We start from the raw sequence: 19,710 nt of genomic DNA, 5'->3' as shown, positions 1-19,710 counted from the left end.
CGGCAATGGGCCGAGCCCGAGACCGGCGGGGAGCTGGGATCATCCCCGCGTGCGCGGAGAGCGGGGCGTCTTGCCGTTGAGCGCCAACTCGATCAGCGGATCATCCCCGCGTGCGCGGGGAGCGGACGAAGAAGCTGACCACGCTGGTCAAGTACACCGGATCATCCCCGCGTGCGCGGGGAGCGGATGGCCTCACCGAACGAGGCTTGCGCCTGGCGCGGATCATCCCCGCGTGCGTGGGGAGCGGGACCGGCAATCGGATCCGGCCCGCTCGAACGTAGGATCATCCCCGCGTGCGCGGGGAGCGGATCATCTCGGCGACGCCGCGGTAGTACTCGTGCGGATCATCCCCGCGTGCGCGGGGAGCGGATCATGCCGAGGATCACCATGCGGCACAGGTCGGGATCATCCCCGCGTGCGCGGGGAGCGGCTGGGCGGCACTGTCCATCCTGGCCGGTTGCCTAGGATCATCCCCGCGTGCGCGGGGAGCGGCAGACCGCCCCGGTGTAGGTGTGCCGCCGCCCGGGATCATCCCCGCGTGCGCGGGGAGCGGGTCGCCCAGACCATCTCGCAGCACCTTTTCGAAGGATCATCCCCGCGTGCGCGGGGAGCGGACGCGCGACCACATGAACGTGCCGCGAGTGCCGGGATCATCCCCGTGTGCGCGGGGAGCGGGACCAAGCCCGCTTGTGTGCCGCGTGCGTCTTCGGATCATCCCCGCGTGCGCGGGGAGCGGGTCAGCCTGTTCACCGACGGCGTCAGCCTCACCGGATCATTCCCGCGTGCGCGGGGAGCGGGCCTTGGCCTCTTTGCTGCCGCGGCCGTGCTCCGGATCATCCCCGCGTGCGCGGGGAGCGGCCACGCCGCCGTCGTCAGCGTGCTGCCCTACTACGGATCATCCCCGCGTGCGCGGGGAGCTGTCTCGTCTCTCCGAGCCGTCACCTGGTTAACCAGGATCATCCCCGCGTGCGCGGGGAGCTGTTCGTTCGCTTCGCTGGTCGTCATTTCAGGGCCGGATCATCCCCGCGTGCGCGGGGAGCTGGTCACACCCGATCGGATGATCGGCTGGTCGCAGGGATCATCCCCGCGTGCGCGGGGAGCTGACTAAATGACCTGGGAAGACGGAGATCAAGAACCTGGTTTTTGTTCACTTTGTGTAGGGGACGTGGGACCGCGTTGGGTGCCTCGGCGGCCGAATCTGCGGCGTTTGGCCGCCTTGCTCCAGCCGGACGGCAGGGCTGGGTTGAAGGGTGAGTCTCCGGCGCGGCGGATCAGTGTCACGCCGTCCAGGTCGACGGGTTCCCAGTGATGGTCGTGCACGGCGAAGGAGAGTCGCTGCTCGCTCTTCTCCTGGAAGACCATCAGTGCACGGCCGGGTCCTGCCATCTCAATGACCCGCGCCCAGAGGCGTTCCCTGATGCGAGCGTTGACGTGGCCTATGTACACGCCGGCGGAGATCTCCAGCAGCCATTGCGTCAGGTGTCCGCGGAGTCCAGGTGGGCAGGAGGTGAGAACGATGACGATCATCAGAAGTCCACGTCGCCGACGTCGGCGTAGTTGCGGCCGGCGTCGACTTCGTAGCCTTTGTCGTCCCAGAGGTGGACTGCGTCCTCGTCGTCCTCGATGGGGCCGGTGCTTTCGGGCCTGAGCAGGAGCATGCGGATATCTCTGACACATCGTTCGAGGAGGGCTCCGTCGTGGACGCGGTCGCGCACTCGGCGTCGAGTGTCGGCGCTGATTTCAGTAGAGCCTTCCGCGATCAGGTCAAAGGCGATCGGAATGGTGATCTCGGCCTTGTAGAGGTCCGCGATGTCGTACACGAAGGCGCGTTCGTGGCCTGTGTGGATGAAGCCAAGGCCGGGTGCGGCTCCGAGTGCCACGATGACGGCGTGCACGATGCCGTAGAGGCAGGTGTGTGCGGCTGACAGGGCCTGGTTGATCGGATCGCCGCTGGCGAAGTCGGCCTTGTCGTATTCGCGCTGGTTCCAGGGCACGCCGGTTCGTTGGGCATTCTCGCGATAGATGCGTCGCACTCGCGCCCCTTCTTTGCCCCGAAGTTGTTGCATCGACAGGTTGCCGGTGTCTTCGCCGGGGAAGCGCATCGCGTACATGGTGCGGGCCACTGCCAGCCGTTTGCTGCGATGACTGACCGCATCGGCCTGGGCGATCAGTAGTCGGCTGGAGGAAGCCAGGGAGCGGCCGTGGGCGTAGTAGCGAACGCCGCGCTCGCCGACCCACACCGCGGTTGCGCCGTGGTCGGCGAGCAGCAAGATGGCCTGGTGGGTGATGCTGGTGCCGGGTCCGAGCAGCAGCACGCTGATGGTGGCGGCGGGGATGTGGATGACGCCGCGGTCGTCGGTGGCGGTGATGGCGTTGCTGTCGCGGTGGATGACGCTGCGTTCGAGGTAGAGGAAGCTGATGCGGTCCTCGGCTCGGGTGAGGTCGGCGAGTTCGGCGGGCGGCACGCCTGGCGGCTTCATTGTCCGGTCGTTGTCTCCTGGGCTTTGGCGAGGGTGAGCAGGCCGCAGCCGTAGGCTTTGGCGTGTCCGATGCCGCTGCTGAGTGCGGCGCGGAATTGGTCCTTGTCGGTGATTTCGAGGATGCCGTCGAAGGTCGCGGTGGTGAGGGTGACGGGGTATGCGCCGCGTTTGAAGCTGAGTGTCTGGCGCTGGTGCAAGCGTAGGTTCGGCCGGCCGTCGCGCTGGGTTGCCACGGTGAACCCGTTTCGGGCGGCGCGCTGGAGCAGCCAGTCCTGTTGTTCGTTCTCCCGGAGATGGCCGAAGCGTTGGGTTTCCTTGGCGTCGGCGGTCTTGCGCCCGCTGTGGGTGGGGTTGGCGGTGAGCCGGAAGGCCCAGCGTTGGCCGGGTTGCAGGGTGGCGAGCAGTGGGTCGTACTCGCGAGTGTCCCAGGCCGAGGTGGTTGGCCAGCCGGCCTGTTCGACGAGGTGGGTGAGGTCAGGGCGGCCGGGGCTGACCAGATAGAGGTGGACGGTCGCGGTGGCTGGTTTGTCGATCCGCCAGAGGGTGCGGCTGCCGGGGCGCTCGTAGTCGTCGGGTTTCGGGAACGCGGCCCGGACTGCTGCGTGCATTGCCTGTGGAGAGGAGAGGAGTTTCCGTGCTCCGCGGCGGGCTGGGTTGATCTGGAACCGGGTGAGGAACATGGTCAGCCTCCCAGCAGGCTCAGCGGGTCGTGGTCGGATACGCCAGCCCGTTCCGCGAGGTCGTTGGTGACGTCGACGTGGCGGCGGAGTACTGACCGCCAGGTGTGCTGCCGGTGGGCGGGGTCGAAGCTGACCGGCTCGTCCGGATGAGTCTCGGTGCGTTGGTCGTCCGGCCGGGCGTCACGGACGATCTCCAGCCGGGCAGTGCGGGCGGCACGTAGGCGGTATCGCTCGGTGGCGAGCCAGGGCCACGAGTCCAGGGCGTCGTCCAGGCTGCTTTGTTGGACACCGAGGCTGACCGGGCCGGCCGGTGGGCAGGATCGCCGGCCAAGGTAGAGCGGGTATCGGGGCCGCCTCAGGGCGTCGGCCAGGTCGTGGATCAGCGTGGCATCGCCCTGGACGGCGGCGAGGAAGATCGCATCGGACAGGTAGAAGCGGTAGGTAAGGGGGGCGCTGCGCCGGCCGTCGAGGGAGCGGGCGGTCTGGAAGTCGCGCGTGATCTGGCCGGGCTGGTCCAGTCGCACCCCGAACTCCAGGCCGAGCAGTTCGGTAAGCGGCTCGGTACGTCGTATGCCTTTGGCGGCGGCGAGCATGCCAATGACGCCGCTCTTGGTCGGCGCGACCTCGGTTCCGCGGCGCGCGAAGCGGCTCGAGGAGCCCCAGGACTGGAGTGGTCCGGCGAGTCTGAGGAGCAGAACCGTCATGCCGACTGTCCGAGCGCCGCGTTGGTCCGCTCCCCCACCTCGTGGACAAGTTCGTCCAGGGTGACGCTCTTGCCGAGGTCGGCCAGCGCTGAGGTCTGTTCACCGACTCGGGTGACCCAGCTTGCCGTGGGCTGTTCGCCGTAGGCGCTTTCGACTGCCTTGGTGTGCTCGGCCAGGGCGTCGGCGGCCAGTTTGATCCGCCCGGCTTCCTGGGTCTCACGGACAGGTGTTTCGAAGGCGCCGACCAGGTTGATGGGCTGGGTGTCGCGCACCCGCACGATGATCGCGTCGGGCAGGGTGCGGTGGGCAAAGGTGTTCTGCTTGCCGGTCGGCATGCTGCGAGCGAAACCCGTCAGGAATGCCTTGACCGCGGCCTGAGTGGCGGCCGCCGAGCCAAGGGTCTCGTGCAGGGCGTTCACGTCGACCGTTGCGTACCGGAAAAGGGTGGACGAGTTGAACTCGATGGTGCCGATCATGCCGGCGCCGGTCTCCGCAACGTCGTCCTTACGGTCGTCGACCGCAGTGAAGTAGTCGAACTCGTTGTCCACGCCGTGCACGCTGATGGCGTGGGCGACCTGGCAGGCTGCATCGACGTTGATGTCGGGCATGTCGGCAAGCATCCGGCCGAACATGGCGATGTCGACCGAGTGTTCGCTGTTTGCCAGTGCCTTGAATCGGCTCTTGTCCAGGGCAGTGCCGGTGCGGCTGGCTTCCAGCGTGGCGGCGGCGAGGTTGTCGAGCTGCCGGTGGCTGAGGAACAGCAGGTAGCCGGATTCGGCGTTGGGTGCCTCGCTCTTTTTCTTGTCGGCTTTGGCGACGCCGGCGGCGATGAGTACCTCGGTGGCCATCGCTGAGGCCTGTTCGTCGGTCAGGCTCGGGTCGAGGGTTTTGATGCGGTTCGCCAGGGATTCACCGACCCGCTTGGTGCGTTCGCCGAGCTGGGATCGGTCGAGCAGGTCTTTGAAGGCCAGTCGGATGGCTCGTTTCCATGCCTGGCTGGAGACCCGGGCGCGGCGTACGCCACCGTAGATGGCGGTCTTCGGTGAACCGGTGTCGTCACGGTTGAGGTTGCTCGGCGGGACGGTCTGCAGGGCGTAGATGTCGATGATGGTGCGGTTCATGCGGGGGTCTCCTCGGGAGTGTCGGTCGCGGTGTCGGAGTCGGTCAGGGTGGCTGGCCGGCTGCGGAAGAACTCGCGGCCCCAGATGGCCTGCACCTTCGGCCGGCCGTCGGGGCGCTGGAGGGTTCGCAAGTCCTCGGCGAGCAGCCCGTAGTCGAGCGGGATCTGATGGCCACGCAGCATGGTGATAAGTCCGCGGAGGTGATGGATGCTCTCGTGGTAGGTGCTGGCAGTGCCGAGCGCCGCGAAGCGGCGGCGCACGCCGTCCGGCCCCGTTGACACCCGGACAAGCTCGGACATGGCCCGGCCAAGTCCCCGGCCGTCTACGTGCATCCGTTCCGAGCGGGATTGCTGGTGCAGCGCGTACAGGCTGACCGCGTCGTGGACGGCGTGCTCGACTTCGGTGGCAGTCTCTTTCGGCCAGGTGTCGAGCAGGTCGTCGGGGACGTACAGGAAGTCCTCGAGGGTGTAGTCGAAACCGGGGTCGCGGCCGATGGCACGGCGCAGCCGGGCGAGTGCGCTGATCGCCTGGGGTAGCGGAGTATCGCGCAGGACTTGCGCCTGCAGGCGGCCGACGGTGCGTGCCACGTGATTCCCGAGGTCACCGCGGCGTCTGCCCCACGCCTTTCGCGCAGGTACGGCCGGTGGGCCTACCTCGACTGTCGTCATGCTGGTACCTCCTGCTGGTTATCTGCGTTGATCGGTAAGGCGAGCTCCTTGGCCAGGTCGCGGAGGAACCATGCCTCTGCCTGGTAGCTGGAGTAGTGAAGTTCCCGGCCGTTGCGGTCGAGCTTGGGTCCGGCCGACCCAGGCCGCCGGGCCAGCCGCCGCCACTAGATCGCTGCCGATGCGGCGCACAGTTCGCCGCACCCGGTCTTGCCAGACGGCGCGTTCGGTTGCCGGGTCGCTGTCCGGTCCGAGGTTGGCCAGCCAGTCACGGAAGACCCGGTCCAGCACGGCGTAGGCCCGTTCGGCGGCGCGGTCGGCGTCGCCGGGGTCATCAGAGCCGCCGGCAGCCCGGACGAGGTTGGTGGCGAGACGCCGTAACGCTTTTACCGCTGCCTCGGCATCGTTTGTGGCGTCGACGGCCGTGGTCCGTAGCGGGGAGCCTTCGACGAGCAGGAGAACGTTCATGGTCAGCGTGTCGGAGAAGACTTCGTCGATGACCGCCTGCTGGGTCCCGTACGTGATGCTGACGGCGTGCGGTCGTGCCTGGAAGTCCCGGCTGACCGCACCGTCGCGGGTGAGACGGGCCAGCCGTTGCAGCACTGTCGGCGAGAGCCGCTGGGCCGGTTCGCTGGTTGCGGCTACGGGCGGAGGCAGGAGCGTCTCCAGCCCCCGCCAGAGTGTCCTGGTGTGATCGTGTGGCCGTGGCAGGTAGATCGGAGTCTTCTTCTGTGCGCGTTCCCGCGGGGCGCTTCGTCCCCACACGCTCATCGGTTCCAGCAGCTGGCGGTCCTGCCAGTCGAGCCGGTCTCCGATGGCGATCATTGCGCCGGTTATGCCACGGGCGTCACCGAACAGCCTGACTCGGCGCGACTGCCAGGTGTAGAGACTGAGCAGGCCGTACGGGCCTCTGGTCGTGTCCGGTTCCTCGGCGGCGCCGTGGGGTTCGCGTTCCCATACCGGCACGTCCCTGTCGTCGGGCTGTTGCCGGCTCGGGCCGATCGGTACCAGGTTGAGGAGCAACGTCTCCAGCAGACTGGCGCCGTCCAGATAAACGCCGCCGAGGTTGCCGAGGGCGCCGACACCGATCGAGTAGCCCTTGCCGCTTTTCACGCGTGTGTCGCCGATCGCGCCGGTCTTGATACCTGCCGGGTCGAACGCGTGGCAGTGCACCAGCCATCGTGCTGCCTCGGCCGGCAAGATCGATTCCATGCCGGGCCCGGCGCGGTTGGTCAGAAACGGCATGCCGTTGGGTACGTCGGCGATCAGCCGTTCCAGCCCGTAGGTGTTGTCCTTGCCGGCCTGCAGGTCGGCTACCTGGTAGAAGGGGTGCTGCGGGTGCAGCAGGTCGAACCGGTCACGGAACTCGTCGAGGTAGTCGGTGAGATCGTTCAGAGGCAACCGCCGGTCTCGCCACAGCGACTGCCAGGAGGCTTCACTCGGTGGGCCGTCGGCGCTGCGATGCAGGATCGCGAGGGCGAGGCGTAGGATCGCGAACGTCTGAGTGGGTAGCTCACCGGCGATCATGCGGATCTCACCGGCTTGTTCGAACAACCCACGCAGCGAGACTTCGCGGTGGTGGCCAGCGGCGTCCAGCACCGGAATCCACGCCTCATCGGTCAGCGGGTACTTGTCAGGAGTGCTCAGGTCTACCAATCTGCTGCCTCCATCGCGTTGTGCGTATGGGCGGGTTGTCAGTCGTTGCGCGTGACCCGGAGGCCCTCATGTGAGTCGTAGTGGAGGTCGAAGGAGCCGATACGCGCGTTGCCGCTTCCGTCGACGTCCACGACCAGCTCCCCCGAAAGCCAGGGGCTGTCCTGCCAGGCACTGAGATCGACCCGCCGCTCCAGCTCCTCGATGACGCTGTCGATGACGTCGGAGTCGGTCATCGACCGGGGCAGAGGCAGAGTGCATCGGGCGATCTCCCGGGCCAGTCGCCGTCCGGGTTCGCTGGCGGTGGGAACGTGTACTCCTCCCCCGTCGATCCATGGCGGGATTACTAGGCCCTGCTCGGTGCGGACCAATAGGAGAACTTCGAGGGTTTCTCCGTCGGTGTCGCGTACGTGCCCTCGTGCCGTCTGGTCGTCCGCGTCACCGACGCTGCCGGAGAGCCAGCCGATCAGAGCCGTACCGGGCTCGCCTACGCCGGCGAGGCGGAACCCATCGGCTTTCAGTTCCTTGGCGGCGAAGGCTTCCCGCTGTTTTGCCTCAGCCTCGGCCAGCGCGGGCTGCCACGTCGTCGGGCCGACGTCCGCCGGGCCGTAAGCAGCTTGGGTGAGCGCCGCGATGTCCGCCGGCAGCCGCAACGGTTCGCCGTCCAGGTAGGGCAGTAGGACGGCGGCGCTGCGCAGCAGCATGGCGGGCTGATAGACCCGCCGGGAGCCGATGACCGGCTCGGGAGGCTCATGGGTCCAGTCAGCTCCGGTGATCCAGCAGGTCGGGGTGGCCAGCGCTGCCGGGCGGTCATCTCGGGGGTGACGGTGCAGGCGTCCGATGCGTTGCAGCACCAGGTCTACCGGTGCGAGGTCGGTGACGAGCAGGTCGAAGTCGATGTCGAGGGACTGCTCGGCGACCTGGCTGGCCACGACGATGTGCCGGTACGGCCGCTGACTATTACCCGGCGGTCCGAACGTGTCGTTGAGCCAGCGGTCCTTCACTGCCCGGTCCACAGCCATGAACCGGGAGTGCGCCACCGAGACGGGTGTGTCCGGGCCGAGCGCTGCGCGGAGCTGCTCCGCGGTTTCCTGGACGCGGGCGACGGTGTTGCGAATGACCAGGGCACAGCCGCCGTGGCGTAGTTGCTCGCGCAGCATCTCTGTCAGTGACATCGGCTCGTCGTCGAGGCGGCGGACGCGGATCTGGCTGCTGCGGCCGGAGTCGGCGCAGCTTGCCGTGGTGCCGCCTCGTTGCTCGGCCGAGGTGGTGATCAGTGGGTAGCGCAGGTCGGCGCGTACGGCTTCGTACGGGTCGATCCTGGGTTTGCCGCGGTCGCGCCAGGTGAGCGGCGGTGGTGGGCCGAGCCGGCCGGTGTCGTAGGCCGCAAGCAATTCGGCACGTCGGTGCGCGGGCAAAGTTGCCGAGAGCACAACGACGGGTACGCCGTAGGCAGCGAGCCACTCCAGTGCCCGGTCCAGGAAACGGCCCATGTAGACGTCGTAGGCGTGCGCTTCGTCGATGACGACGACCTTCCCGGCCAGGCCGAGGTGGCGCAGAACCAGGTGCTTGCTGCGCAGTGCAGCCAGGAGCAGCTGGTCGATGGTGCCGACGACGAAGCTGGAGAGCAGAGACCGCTTCGACCCGGCGAGCCAGGAATGTACGCCGATTTTGGCGCCGCCGGCGTCCTCACCGATGGCGCTCGGCAGCGAGTTGAAGCGCAGCCGGTCATAGTCGGCGTTGAGAGCGGCTTTGCCGTGGGCGAGCCTTACCGCGTGGTCGCCTCGTCCGATCTGACGGTCGGGTAGTCGGCGCAGCCAGGACAGCATCCGGAGGAACATGGCGTCGCTGGTGGCGCGGGTGGGAAGGGCGAGGTAGCAGCCGGAGGCTCCGGTGCGCCGGGCGAGGACTTCCACCGCGGCGAGTGCTGCTTCGGTTTTCCCCTCCCCCATCGCCGCTTCGACGATGATCATTCCGGGTGCAGGCATGGCGGCGGCGAGGTCGGTGACGGTTTGCTGCACGGGGCGCGGCAGCGCACCGGTGGGCAGGGCGAATCGTGTGGCGAACAGCGCGACCGTGTCGGCCGGCGGCGGGGTCGCCAGCCATGGGATGGGCAGGTCCACCTTCGTCCAGGCGGCTCGGAGACGGTCCAGGTCGGACTTGTCGAGCAGGTAGGGGAAGAATTCCTCGTTGCTGGCGATCCAGTCGGCGACGATGACGAGCCCGGTGAGAGCCGCCTGCGCCGGCTGCGACAGCGGGGTGCCTGCCCAACTACTGAGCCATTTGTCGGCGCCGGAGCGGGTGGTCATCCAGGCGAGCAGTTCGCTCTGGACCTGTTGCCAGGCTGTGTCGCCGAGCAGGTAGCGGCGGAGCAGGATGCCGTCCAGCAGCTCGTCGGTGGGTGGGGTGCCGTGGTGACCGCCAACGACGACTGCGTACGCGTGAGGGTCGGCCCAGCCCTGGGCGCGCAGCCACTCGGCGAGCACGATGTGCCCGGCGGCGTCGTGGCGGGCGCGGCGGCGCTCGGCGCACACCTGGTCCCGGTCATAACCGAGCCCTTGGTCGCGCATCCGATTGACCAGTCCGGCGCTCTGGTCGCGGAAGGATGCCTGGACGGCGAAGGCCGGCGTCGCCTTGCCGATGTCGTGCACACCGACGAGCCAGACCGCGAGTGTGCGGCCGCTGGCGTCGCCGCCGGGCAGTTCATCGGCGATGCGGCGGCGTACTGCGGGGCTCAGCCAGTGCTCCCAGAGCCGACCGGCCACGTCGGCGGAGTCGGCCATGTGCCGCCACAGGGGTAGCCAGCCGACCGCGGACAGGCCCGTACGGTCGGTCTTTCCCCACGCCGAGCGGGCGGCTGCGCTCAGTCCCGCCGTGCTCAGTTCCACGTCGTTCACGTCAGGGCCGGCAGTAGCTCGGTCGGCTCACCGCTGTGCGACAGGTAGAGCACGTCACGGGCCCTCGTGAGTGCCACGAACAGCAGGCAGCGCTCTCGTTGCAGGTCTTGCTGGTGGGCGTGCGGGTCATCGGCGGCCGAGGTCACCGCGTTGGCCGCCGGAAGGACTCCGAGGTTGAGGCCGACCACAGCGAGGCATCGGAACTCGAGCCCCTTCATGCCGTGCATGGTGGCGACCCGCACACCATCGGAGCCCTGTTTGTCGTCGGCCACCGGAATGTATGCGCCGGCGAGCGTCGCGGTGATGGTCTTAACAAGCTTTCCGGTACGGGCCGCCACCCCGATCGAATGGGGTTCGACACCCTGCTCCAGCCAGGTTCCGACGCGTTCGATCAGGCCTTCGAGCTCGTCGTCCTGGTTGTGGTGGGTGCTCAGCTGCGGCCTGTCGCCCCGGGTGATCGACCGGTATCCGACCAGGGTGTCAGGGGCGTCGTCCAGGCCGACGACCGCATCGGCGTTCAGGATCTTGACGGACAGGTCCAGGATCTCGTGGGTGGTCCGGTAGTTCACGGTGAGCCGGCGGGTCCGACCGCGCACCGCGATACCGAGCCGGGTCAGCGACACCTGGCTGTCGTAGATGCGCTGGTAGGGGTCGGCGAGAAGGAACATGTCATTCTTGCCAACGGCCACGAGCGCGCGCAGCAGGCGCCACTGCGCCGGGTGCAGATCCTGCCCCTCGTCCACGACGACATGTCGATAGCGAGGTGATGAGCTCGCGGCGATGACGGCTGCGTCGTCGGCGAGCTGGGTGTGGGTCCGGATTCGCTTCGTGGCCAGCTTGCGGACCACACCGGAGATCGCGTCCCAGACTTGGTCGCGTTGCGCCGCGCGCAGCCCGGCTCCCCGCCCTTTGCGTGGGCTGTCGCGGTAGGCGTCGGCTGTAGCCAGTTGCTGGGCCAGGATCACCTGCTCCCATTCGCGTTTGAGGAAGGCGGCGCTGACCGTGGTGACCGCACCGGCACGGTTCACCCAGGTCGGGCCGGTTCGGGCTGCTTCCTCCCAGAGCGGGTCCGTGTTCGAGTCGGTCGCGATGGTGACCTTCCCGCCCTGCTGAGTGACGATCTGGTGGGCCAGCTTGTCGACGCCGATGACGTCGATGCGTTGCAGGACTGCGCGATCAGAGGTCAGAAGGCGCAGCTGTTTGCCAAGGGCGTCGGCGAGGGAACGGGTGTAAGTGGTCAGCAGTACCTTCGACCCGTCGTCGGGCAGCCGCTGGGCGAGGAAGACCGCCCGGTGCAGGCCAGTGACGGTTTTCCCGGTGCCGGCACTGCCGGTGATCAGAGCCGGCCCGGTGTAGGTCTCGCGGTAAGCGACGTCGCGCTGGGTGGGATGCAGGAAGGTCCGCCAGACGTCGAACGGGTGAGCGAGGATGGCCGCCAACTCCACCGGGCCGGAGACGAAGGCGATCCGCTCGGGCGTGCGCTGAGCGGCGGTGAGCAGGTCGTCGGGGTCGACCTCGCTGACGATCCGTTCGGCCATCTCCTCCCAGACGGCCTGTACGGACATCCCACTGGCCAGCCCGGTCAGGACGTCGTACTGAACCTGCGGAAGCAAGGTGCTCAGGCTTTCCAGTTGCCGGTCCGTGCTGATGACACGCAGCAGCGGCATGATGTCCTTGTCGATGCCCAGCCGTTCGAGATTCGCTGCCGAGACCTGAGCGAACAACCCGGCCGCAGTCGGTGGCGTCGGCGTGGACTGGGTGAACTCCTCGATTCCGGCCTGGTCGCGCACCTCGAGGACACCGAGCACCTGATTCACCGTGAACCGACGCCGGATCGCGAACGTATTCGCGTCGTCGTGGGGCAGCACATTGAGCAGCGCATAACGCTCGGCTCCGAGGGCGAGAACGACCCCACGGTAGAACTGGTCGATCCTGATGGTACGGACGTGCGGATCCTTTGCACCGGTGAGCTTCTCCAGGTGCAGGCCGGCGTGAGTGTGCGCGGAGAACTTCTCGATCGCGGCCAGCACCGCATGCTGCACAGGCCGCTGCAGCTTGGCGTAAGCCGGCAGAAAACCGCGGTCGATGGCCAACTCGGCCATACACACTCCCCTGATCGGTCCATACAGCTGGCCGGCACGTCATAACGGACGGGCGAAAAGCCGGGCTGGTTCTCACATGCCGTGCGACAAGCTGTCACCGTCGGCAACGGAGCCACCTTGACATGGGACAGTCCGGCGCCGCAAGGTGTGAACTATGTTTCCAAAGATTTGGCACACAAGTGGATGACCTACGTTCGGCGTTCACAACTGACTGTCCGAACAGGTCGCCGGCAGATTAAGGCTGTTAGGGTCGGACACGTGGTGGCAGGAATTCACCTCCAAGGCCGGTACCAGGTCGAGCGCCTCCCCTTGCCGCACAGTGGAATGGGCGAGGTTTGGCCGGCGCAGGACACCGTGCTCAACCGCCCGGTGATCATCAAAACGGTTCCGGCATCCACCATGGACGTCGATCTGGCCAGGCGGTTCCGGCGTGAAGCGCAACTAACCGCGCGCCTCGTTCACCCGGGCGTGCCCGCCGTCTACGACTTCGGCCACCATGAGGGCCGCTTCTATCTCGTCCTGGAGCTGATCAAGGGCACAACCCTGTCCGACCTGATCGCCGAGCACGACCCCCTGCCGATCGCCTGGGTGGCCGCCATCGGTGCACAGATCAGCAGCGTCCTGATCGCCGCCCGGCGGATCGGCCTGGTACACCGGGACATCAAGCCGGGCAACGCCATGCTGGAGGCCAGCGGGGCGGTGAGAGTGCTCGACTTCGGGCTCGCCGCTATTCATGGAGACGACCGCTACTCACGGATCACCCAGAGTGGCCAAAGCCTCGGCACCATCGGCTATATGGCCCCCGAACAGATCGAAGCGAAACCTACCGACCACCGCACCGATCTGTACGGGCTCGGCGCCACCCTCTTCGACCTTCTCACCGGCCGGGCACCCTTCGATGGCTCCACCACGATGATCACCGTGCAGAGCCAGATGCGAGCCTCACCACCCCACCCGGCAGAGCTCCGTGACGACGTCCCGCCCGCCGTCGACGACCTGGTTCACGCGTTGCTGGCTCGACATCCACAGGACCGGCCGACGAGCGCAGCCGACGTATACGCAGCATTGGCCCCCTTCGCCCAGAACCTTCCACCGATCCCGGGAGCCGTCAGCGACCAGCCCGACGCCGTCAGGGCGTACGCCGCCGTTGTTGGCCAGGTACCCGTACGCACCGACCTCACGGCACAGCAGACAGACCTCGACCCCACGGATGCGAGCGCGGAGGAAAAGGCCGAATCTCTGGCCGCTGGCGGGAACCTGCGAGCCGCCGCCCAGCTTTGGCGGCGACTCGCAGAAGAGCGGGCGATCCAATACGGTCCCGACGACCCAAAGCTCGTCGAGTACCGCATGCAGGCCATCCGCCTGCATGCCGATCTCGGCGAAGGCAGCCGAGCCTTGCGCCAGCTTCGCACCCTGCTGGACGACCTCACCAGGATCGGCGGCCCCGACCATCCGGCCGCTGTCGCCGTGCAGAAAGAAATGGCGCGGATCAGCGAGACCGGGTCCGCGTAGTCCGGCCGGCAAGCCGTACGGATCGAGGGTCAGCGAACACGGACGGCAACAACACTGCCTTCTGCTCGGCGAACGCCTCCCCTCGAAGGTGCAGGAGCATTGTGCAGCTCTGACCGCGCGTCTCCGTCGTCAGCGCGCGACGCGCCAGTGAGGAGTACATGCCGCTGTGCTTCAGCCAGGCCGCTTCCTCACCATCACCGTCGAAGCCCCGCCCGATCGCCGCATGGCCGAAAGCGTCGTGCACAGCCCGGAACCTGTCGTTCTCGGCGTCGGTGAGAAAAGGATGCGGGTTGCCTGCGCTCGCGGTGGCGAAGACCTTCAACTCACGGTGCGCCACGTCCTCGATCATGTCGACGGCATCGGCGTACGGGTCGACGTCCACGACCTGGACTCTCACGCCGAGCCCACCGAACTCCCGGCGGCCCACGAGGTAGTCGTACTGCCGCATCGTCTCGCGCCGGAACGCGGCATAAGCAGCGTCGGCCCGTGGATCCCGTACCGGCGCGGCGACGTAGGCCGCCGCGATCGCCGCCCCAACTGCCGAATCAAGGCGCACCCGGGCGTAGGCATCCGGCGCAACCCAGTCAAGGCAACCCCACCGGCGCGCACCGTCGATCAGGTACGAGACCGCGCTGAGCGACCGATTCCGCGCAGACGCAGAGAATTGCGCTGCCGTTGTCGTGGATGAAGCCAATCGTGTTCATGATCCTCCTCAGGTTGTCGGTACGAAGTGGGCTTGATCAGTGACGAGCGGCGGAGGGCAAGTCGTCCGCCTGCATGCCGTCCGGGCGGTCGACGCTGCGCTGCTCCTCACGGAGCGCCACGCCCAGCCGACGGATCTCCGAGACCCGGCGATCATGATGGATTTTGGCGAACTTCCCAATGGCCGTGCTGTGCCCTCGCCTGCCCATAACAACCTCCACATCGACGCTCCGGTGAATCACTCTGCTTAGACCATACTGGTGAAGTGTGTTCACAGTCCATAGCGTCATGCTAGCGTTCACGTGTGACAGAGATGCGAGGCGCGACCGGCGGCGGCCCCACCCTGACCGCGAGCGGCATCGCGCGACTGGCCAACGTCGGTCGGCCGGCAGTCAGTAACTGGCGCCGCCGCTACGCCGACTTCCCGCCTCCCGTGGCCGGCACACCGGGCAACCCCCAGTTCGATGCGGAAGCAGTCGAGCAGTGGCTACGACAGCAGGGCAAGCTCCACGAAGTCGGCCTGGAACAACTCGCGTGGCGGCACATCGAGAACTATCAACCCGCCGCCCAGCTCGAGGATGCGATCATCGCCTGCGGCGCGTACCTCCTGGCCAGCAGAGCCGTACCCGACGACGGGCGGGACACCCTGCTGACCGCGAAACAGGTACTCGCCCACCTCCGCGCCGTCGACCGCGACCTGGCCAAGCACGTCGGGGCGGTGCTGCCACAGCGGTGGACCCCACAACTTGCCACCGTGCTCGACACCGTCGATCAACTCGGCCGTGACCGGGAACCCGAGGCCGTCTTCGAATACCTGCATAACCAGTACGCCAACTCGGCCCAGTCGATGTCCGGCCTCGCGAACACGCCCGACGACATCGCCGGGCTGCTATTGGCCCTCGCCGGCCCCGGCACGACCACCTTCGACTTCACTTGCGGCACCGGCTCGATCCTGCGCCTCGCCGCCAACCGGGCCCTACAAGTCGGCGCCGCCACACACTGCTACGCCCAAGAGATCAAAACGCCGTACGCCCTGATCGCACTGCTGCGCCTGTCGTTCGCCTACCAACGTGCCCGAGACTCCAACCAGCCGATGAGCCCCCCGGTCCTGCACATCGGTGACAGCCTCCTCGCCGATGCCTTCCCTGACCTGAGAGCCGATATCGTCGTGGCGAACTTCCCGTTCGGCATCCACGACTGGGGCCACGACCAGCTCGCCTACGATCCGCGCTGGATTCACGGCCTGCCGCCTCGCACCGAACCGGAACTAGCCTGGGTTCAACATGCTTTGGCGCACCTGCGTCCCGGCGGCACAGCAGCCGTCCTGATGCCCCCGGCAGCCGCTCTACGACCGGCCGGCCGGCGTATCCGCGCCGAGCTCGTACGCACCGGCACGCTCCGGGCGGTCATCGCGTTGCCTCCGGGCGTGATGCCTCCTGCCGGAATCAGCCTGCACATCTGGGTGCTCACTCAGCCGGACCCGCAGGCAGAAGCCAGCGATCGTCTCCTGTTCGTCGACACCACCGCCGCCGCACCGAACGATCCCCCGGCCGAAACCATCCTGCAGGCGTGGCACAGGTACCTCACCAACCTCGACGACGAGTCCGACGTCTCCTGTGTCGTCTCCGCCCTGCAAGTCTTGGACGGACAGGTCGACCTGACACCGTGGAGATACCTCCCGCAGACGACCAGCCCGGCCGTTGATCCTCAGCAGACCCTCGACAGGATGCGGGCTTTCGCCGAACTCATCGAACGGACCAGAGAGACCCTGCCTTCCCTCCAGGCGGCGCCGACAACCGCCCTGGCGCATGCGCCACAGGCCTCGATCACCGACCTGATCCGATCTGGAGGCATTGACGTGCTCCAGCGGGCCAGCACCCGAACCCGGCCGACCCGCGAGATGTCGGGAAGCGCAGCCGATACTTCCAGCAGGATGCCAGCCGCCAGCCCTTCACCCGGCGACGCCACGCCCCTCATACGTGAGGGCGACATTGTTGTCCCCATCACAGGTCACGCGATCACTGCTCGAGTAGCCACTCCCGATGAGATCGGCAAGGAGCTCGAACCAGGCCACCAACTCGTTCGTATCAAAAGCGCTCAGTTCAACCCCTGGTTCGTGGCCGGAACGCTCTCCCGCACCGAGAACGCACGGGTCGCCGGTCGCGCATCCAGCGTCGGCAGCGGCGCCCGCCGCATCGACGTCAAACGCCTCACCATCCCCGTGCTCCCGCTCGACCAACAGCGCGAGTACGGGCGGGCCTTCCGTCAACTCGCCGAGTTCCAGTCAGGACTACACGAAGTCGCAACGGCGGGCGAAGCCCTCGCCTCGGAGATTAACGACGGCCTCGCTTGGGGATCACTCACCAGCAGTCCTGAACGCTGAGAGCATCGGGCTGCGCCACCTCATCCTGACCGTCAAGAGCACAAATGTCACCGACAAGTGCGCGGGGAGCAGTCAACTCCTGATCTCGGGAGGCGGGCATGCCGCGGATCATCCCCACGTGCGCGAAGAGCAGGCCCAAGCGCCGGCCGCGATGGTGGTTTGGTAGAGATCATCCCCGCGTGCGCGAGGAGCAGAGCTGGCCCTGTCGGTGTGCCCAGCGACTCGTCGTCGCCGACCTCGGGATCATCCCCGCGTGCGCGGGGAGCAGCTGCGCGCCAGGGCCTGCGGCTCGTTCATGGGATCTGCCCCGCGTGCGCGAGCAGCAGGCCAGAACTTGCGGGTCCGCATCACGTAGCTCCAGATCATCCCCGGGTGCGCAGGGAGTAGCAGGATCTGATCGACGTGATCGCCCGGGACGACGGATCATCCCCGCGCGCGCGGGAAGCTGTCAACGACAGGAGCAGGCCGGTACCCAACGGCCCGCTGATGATCTCCCGTGGATCATCCCCGCGTGCGCGGGGAACAGGTCCGGCCCGTCTTGATGTTCTCGCCGCGCCACGGATCATCCCCGCGTGCGCGGGGAGCAGCGGAAGACCGCAGTGATGTGCCGCTCGTACCGGGGATCATCCCCGCGTGTGTCGATGTGACAGCGTGCGCGGGGAGCAGATCGGCGCGATGAACGCGGAGCCGTCGCGGGCCGGATCATCCCCGCGTGCGCGGGGAGCAGGCCGTGACCTGGGCCCCGTGGATGGGCGACTGGGGATCATCCCCGCGTGCACGGGGAGCAGGCGATGTCCTCGTGCACGTGATCCGAGAGGCCGGGATCATCCCCGCGTGCGCGGGGAGCAGATCCACATCGGCCAGGCGTCGTCGTCGCCGTCGGGATCATCCCCGCGTGCACGGGGAGCAGCAGCTGGCCGGGGTCGAGTCAGGCCATCCACGCGGATCATCCCCGCGTGCGCGGGGAGCAGGCCAGCGGGCGTCGGCCTCGCGCGACCGCTTCCAGGATCATCCCCGCGTGCGCGGGGAGCAGCACCGACCCGACCGAAGTCTGACGTATTCGCGCGGATCATCCCCGCGTGCGCGGGGAGCAGGCCACGGCACCCTCGCCGCTGTCCTTCACCACCGGATCATCCCCGCGTGCGCGGGGAGCAGCGGCCCACGCCAGCCGGCGGCGGCAGCACGCTCGGATCATCCCCGCGTGCGCGGGGAGCAGGTCGCCGCCGCGCGCACGACCGTGGGCCCGTAGGGATCATCCCCGCGTGCGCGGGGAGCAGAAGTCCGGCGGCATGAGGGTGACAAGGAAGACCGGATCATCCCCGCGTGCGCGGGGAGCAGACCAGCACCACCGTCACGATGCGGTTGCTGCCCGGATCATCCCCGCGTGCGCGGGGAGCAGGAGCGGCCCGGCGACGGCTCCGAAGGGTGGGCGGGATCATCCCCGCGTGCGCGGGGAGCAGGGTCTTCCTTCGTACCGGCAGGCGGTCATCCATGGATCATCCCCGCGTGCGCGGGGAGCAGTTGAAGGTGCACTCCTGCCAGATGTCGGACAGCGGATCATCCCCGCGTGCGCGGGGAGCAGGGTGATCGGTCTCGTCACCGCGGCGCAGTGGGCGGATCATCCCCGCGTGCGCGGGGAGCAGGCAGACTCCACCGTCGGCGCGAACCCCAGTCCCGGATCATCCCCGCGTGCGCGGGGAGCAGACGTTGTTCGTCGGCTGCAGCGGTGGCAGGTTCGGATCATCCCCGCGTGCGCGGGGAGCAGGGGCGCCGCCTCCGGTTGAGGGAGACGACGCCCGGGATCATCCCCGCGTGCGCGGGGAGCAGGGTCTCGGCGAGAAGGTCGAGCAGATCCGGCCCGGATCATCCCCGCGTGCGCGGGGAGCAGAGGTCACCGCCGGCATGCCCGGACAGGTGGGTGGGATCATCCCCGCGTGCGCGGGGAGCAGGGCCACTTCACCTTCACCCGGGTACGGTCCTCGGGATCATCCCCGCGTGCGCGGGGAGCAGCCGGAGTCCACGTACCACTTGCCGCGCCACTGCGGATCATCCCCGCGTGCGCGGGGAGCAGGTGGGTGTGCTGGAACGGGCCGGCGCCGACGCCGGATCATCCCCGCGTGCGCGGGGAGCAGGCCTACTACCAGCTGCTGCCCGCGAACACACCCGGATCATCCCCGCGTGCGCGGGGAGCAGTTCGTCCACACGGACGAACTGGCCCAGCAGGCAGGATCATCCCCGCGTGCGCGGGGAGCAGGGCCCTGCTCCGTCCCGGAGGGAGATGACCATGGGATCATCCCCGCGTGCGCGGGGAGCAGGCTTCTTGACCTGCAGGTCCAGAGATCAAGATTCCGTATTTTGTTCACTCGTGTGATGCACGATCCGCCGCCTCCGTTGCGATGCTATCTGCCGTCAAAGCCGTGCCAGCAGGTCAGCGCTGGCTGCCACACGTGCAGGCAGCATCTGGAACTCTATACGGCAACCGCTCCGGCCTCGCCTACACAATTCGATTGGTAGGTCGGTAAAGATGCCGGGACATCGACGTGATCGCGCGGGTCATTCGTTTCGCCACCACGGGTACAGGGTCAGGTTGTTGGTCAGGGTGATCGAGGCATCGGTTCTCGTGTAGCCAGCGCGGGCGGCTGCCTCGGACAAGCCCGCGGTCAGGGTCAGGTAGCGGGGACAAGGTGAGTTCCCCCCGGTTTCCGGGAGCGGGGGTTACCTGGCTCCGGTCGGGGCAGGGGTGAGGTTATCTGGCTCGGTCTGGGTGTGCCAGGCGGTCTCGTATTCATCGGGGCTGAGGTAGCCGAGTTC

The 19,710-nt window shown here is 67.7% G+C and carries 12 protein-coding genes and 2 CRISPR repeat arrays (1 of these 14 only partly in view); of the genes, 2 read left to right on the top strand and 10 right to left on the bottom strand.

Going from position 1 to position 19,710, the window contains the following annotated elements; genetic code table 11:
* A CRISPR array of direct repeats spans positions 1–1,103; the repeat unit is 28 nt; unit sequence GGATCATCCCCGCGTGCGCGGGGAGCGG (it extends 25 nt beyond the left edge of the window).
* A gap of 25 nt (positions 1,104–1,128) precedes the next feature.
* The 9 genes from cas2e to JIG36_RS46210 form a co-directional block, all read right to left on the bottom strand.
* Entirely contained in the window at positions 1,129–1,527 is a 399-nt protein-coding gene (cas2e, locus tag JIG36_RS46250) for a type I-E CRISPR-associated endoribonuclease Cas2e (RefSeq protein ID WP_203383284.1), read from the bottom strand.
* On the bottom strand, positions 1,527–2,480 hold the full coding sequence (gene cas1e / locus JIG36_RS46245) for a type I-E CRISPR-associated endonuclease Cas1e (protein ID WP_203383283.1): 954 nt from the start codon (positions 2,478–2,480) through the stop codon (positions 1,527–1,529). Before cas1e ends, cas2e begins: the two co-directional genes overlap by 1 nt.
* Complete coding sequence (gene cas6e, locus JIG36_RS46240; protein ID WP_203383282.1) at positions 2,477–3,160, bottom strand: type I-E CRISPR-associated protein Cas6/Cse3/CasE; 684 nt, start codon at positions 3,158–3,160, stop codon at positions 2,477–2,479. Before cas6e ends, cas1e begins: the two co-directional genes overlap by 4 nt.
* Before the next feature lie 2 nt (positions 3,161–3,162).
* Positions 3,163–3,864, bottom strand: a complete 702-nt coding sequence (gene cas5e / locus JIG36_RS46235) for a type I-E CRISPR-associated protein Cas5/CasD (RefSeq protein ID WP_203383281.1) — start codon at positions 3,862–3,864, stop codon at positions 3,163–3,165.
* A complete protein-coding gene (cas7e, locus tag JIG36_RS46230) occupies positions 3,861–4,985 on the bottom strand; it encodes a type I-E CRISPR-associated protein Cas7/Cse4/CasC (RefSeq protein ID WP_203383280.1) in 1,125 nt (374 codons plus the stop codon). Before cas7e ends, cas5e begins: the two co-directional genes overlap by 4 nt.
* Complete coding sequence (gene casB, locus JIG36_RS46225) at positions 4,982–5,572, bottom strand: type I-E CRISPR-associated protein Cse2/CasB (RefSeq protein ID WP_203383279.1); 591 nt, start codon at positions 5,570–5,572, stop codon at positions 4,982–4,984. Before casB ends, cas7e begins: the two co-directional genes overlap by 4 nt.
* A gap of 99 nt (positions 5,573–5,671) precedes the next feature.
* Positions 5,672–7,306, bottom strand: coding sequence for a type I-E CRISPR-associated protein Cse1/CasA (gene casA / locus JIG36_RS46220; RefSeq protein ID WP_203383278.1), 1,635 nt, complete (start codon positions 7,304–7,306; stop codon positions 5,672–5,674).
* Positions 7,307–7,344: 38 nt separating this feature from the next.
* Positions 7,345–10,191 carry a CRISPR-associated helicase Cas3' gene (gene cas3, locus JIG36_RS46215; RefSeq protein ID WP_307873191.1) on the bottom strand — a complete coding sequence of 949 codons (2,847 nt, stop codon included), beginning with the start codon at positions 10,189–10,191 and terminating at the stop codon, positions 7,345–7,347.
* A gap of 5 nt (positions 10,192–10,196) precedes the next feature.
* Complete coding sequence (locus JIG36_RS46210) at positions 10,197–12,302, bottom strand: UvrD-helicase domain-containing protein (protein ID WP_203383277.1); 2,106 nt, start codon at positions 12,300–12,302, stop codon at positions 10,197–10,199.
* A 258-nt stretch (positions 12,303–12,560) separates the two neighbouring features.
* Between JIG36_RS46210 and JIG36_RS46205 the strand changes: the two genes are divergently transcribed.
* Positions 12,561–13,814 carry a protein kinase domain-containing protein gene (locus JIG36_RS46205; RefSeq protein WP_307873190.1) on the top strand — a complete coding sequence of 418 codons (1,254 nt, stop codon included), beginning with the start codon at positions 12,561–12,563 and terminating at the stop codon, positions 13,812–13,814.
* Here JIG36_RS46205 and JIG36_RS46200 read toward each other — a convergent pair.
* Positions 13,792–14,508: a hypothetical protein gene (locus JIG36_RS46200; protein ID WP_236049697.1), complete on the bottom strand. Its 717-nt coding sequence runs from the start codon at positions 14,506–14,508 to the stop codon at positions 13,792–13,794. The genes JIG36_RS46205 and JIG36_RS46200 overlap by 23 nt on opposite strands.
* Before the next feature lie 321 nt (positions 14,509–14,829).
* Here JIG36_RS46200 and JIG36_RS46195 point away from each other — a divergent pair, with 321 nt between their 5' ends.
* On the top strand, positions 14,830–16,899 hold the full coding sequence (locus JIG36_RS46195) for an HsdM family class I SAM-dependent methyltransferase (RefSeq protein WP_203383366.1): 2,070 nt from the start codon (positions 14,830–14,832) through the stop codon (positions 16,897–16,899).
* Positions 16,900–17,597: 698 nt separating this feature from the next.
* Positions 17,598–19,214: direct repeats of the CRISPR family, unit length 28 nt; unit sequence GGATCATCCCCGCGTGCGCGGGGAGCAG.
* Between the last annotated feature and the right edge of the window lie 496 nt (positions 19,215–19,710).

Origin of the sequence: Paractinoplanes ovalisporus (genome assembly GCF_016834655.1) — a bacterium.
Taxonomy (GTDB): domain Bacteria; phylum Actinomycetota; class Actinomycetes; order Mycobacteriales; family Micromonosporaceae; genus Actinoplanes; species Actinoplanes ovalisporus.
The sequence above is the reverse complement of the archived record's forward strand: the minus strand, read 5'-3'. Positions and strand labels throughout refer to the sequence as shown.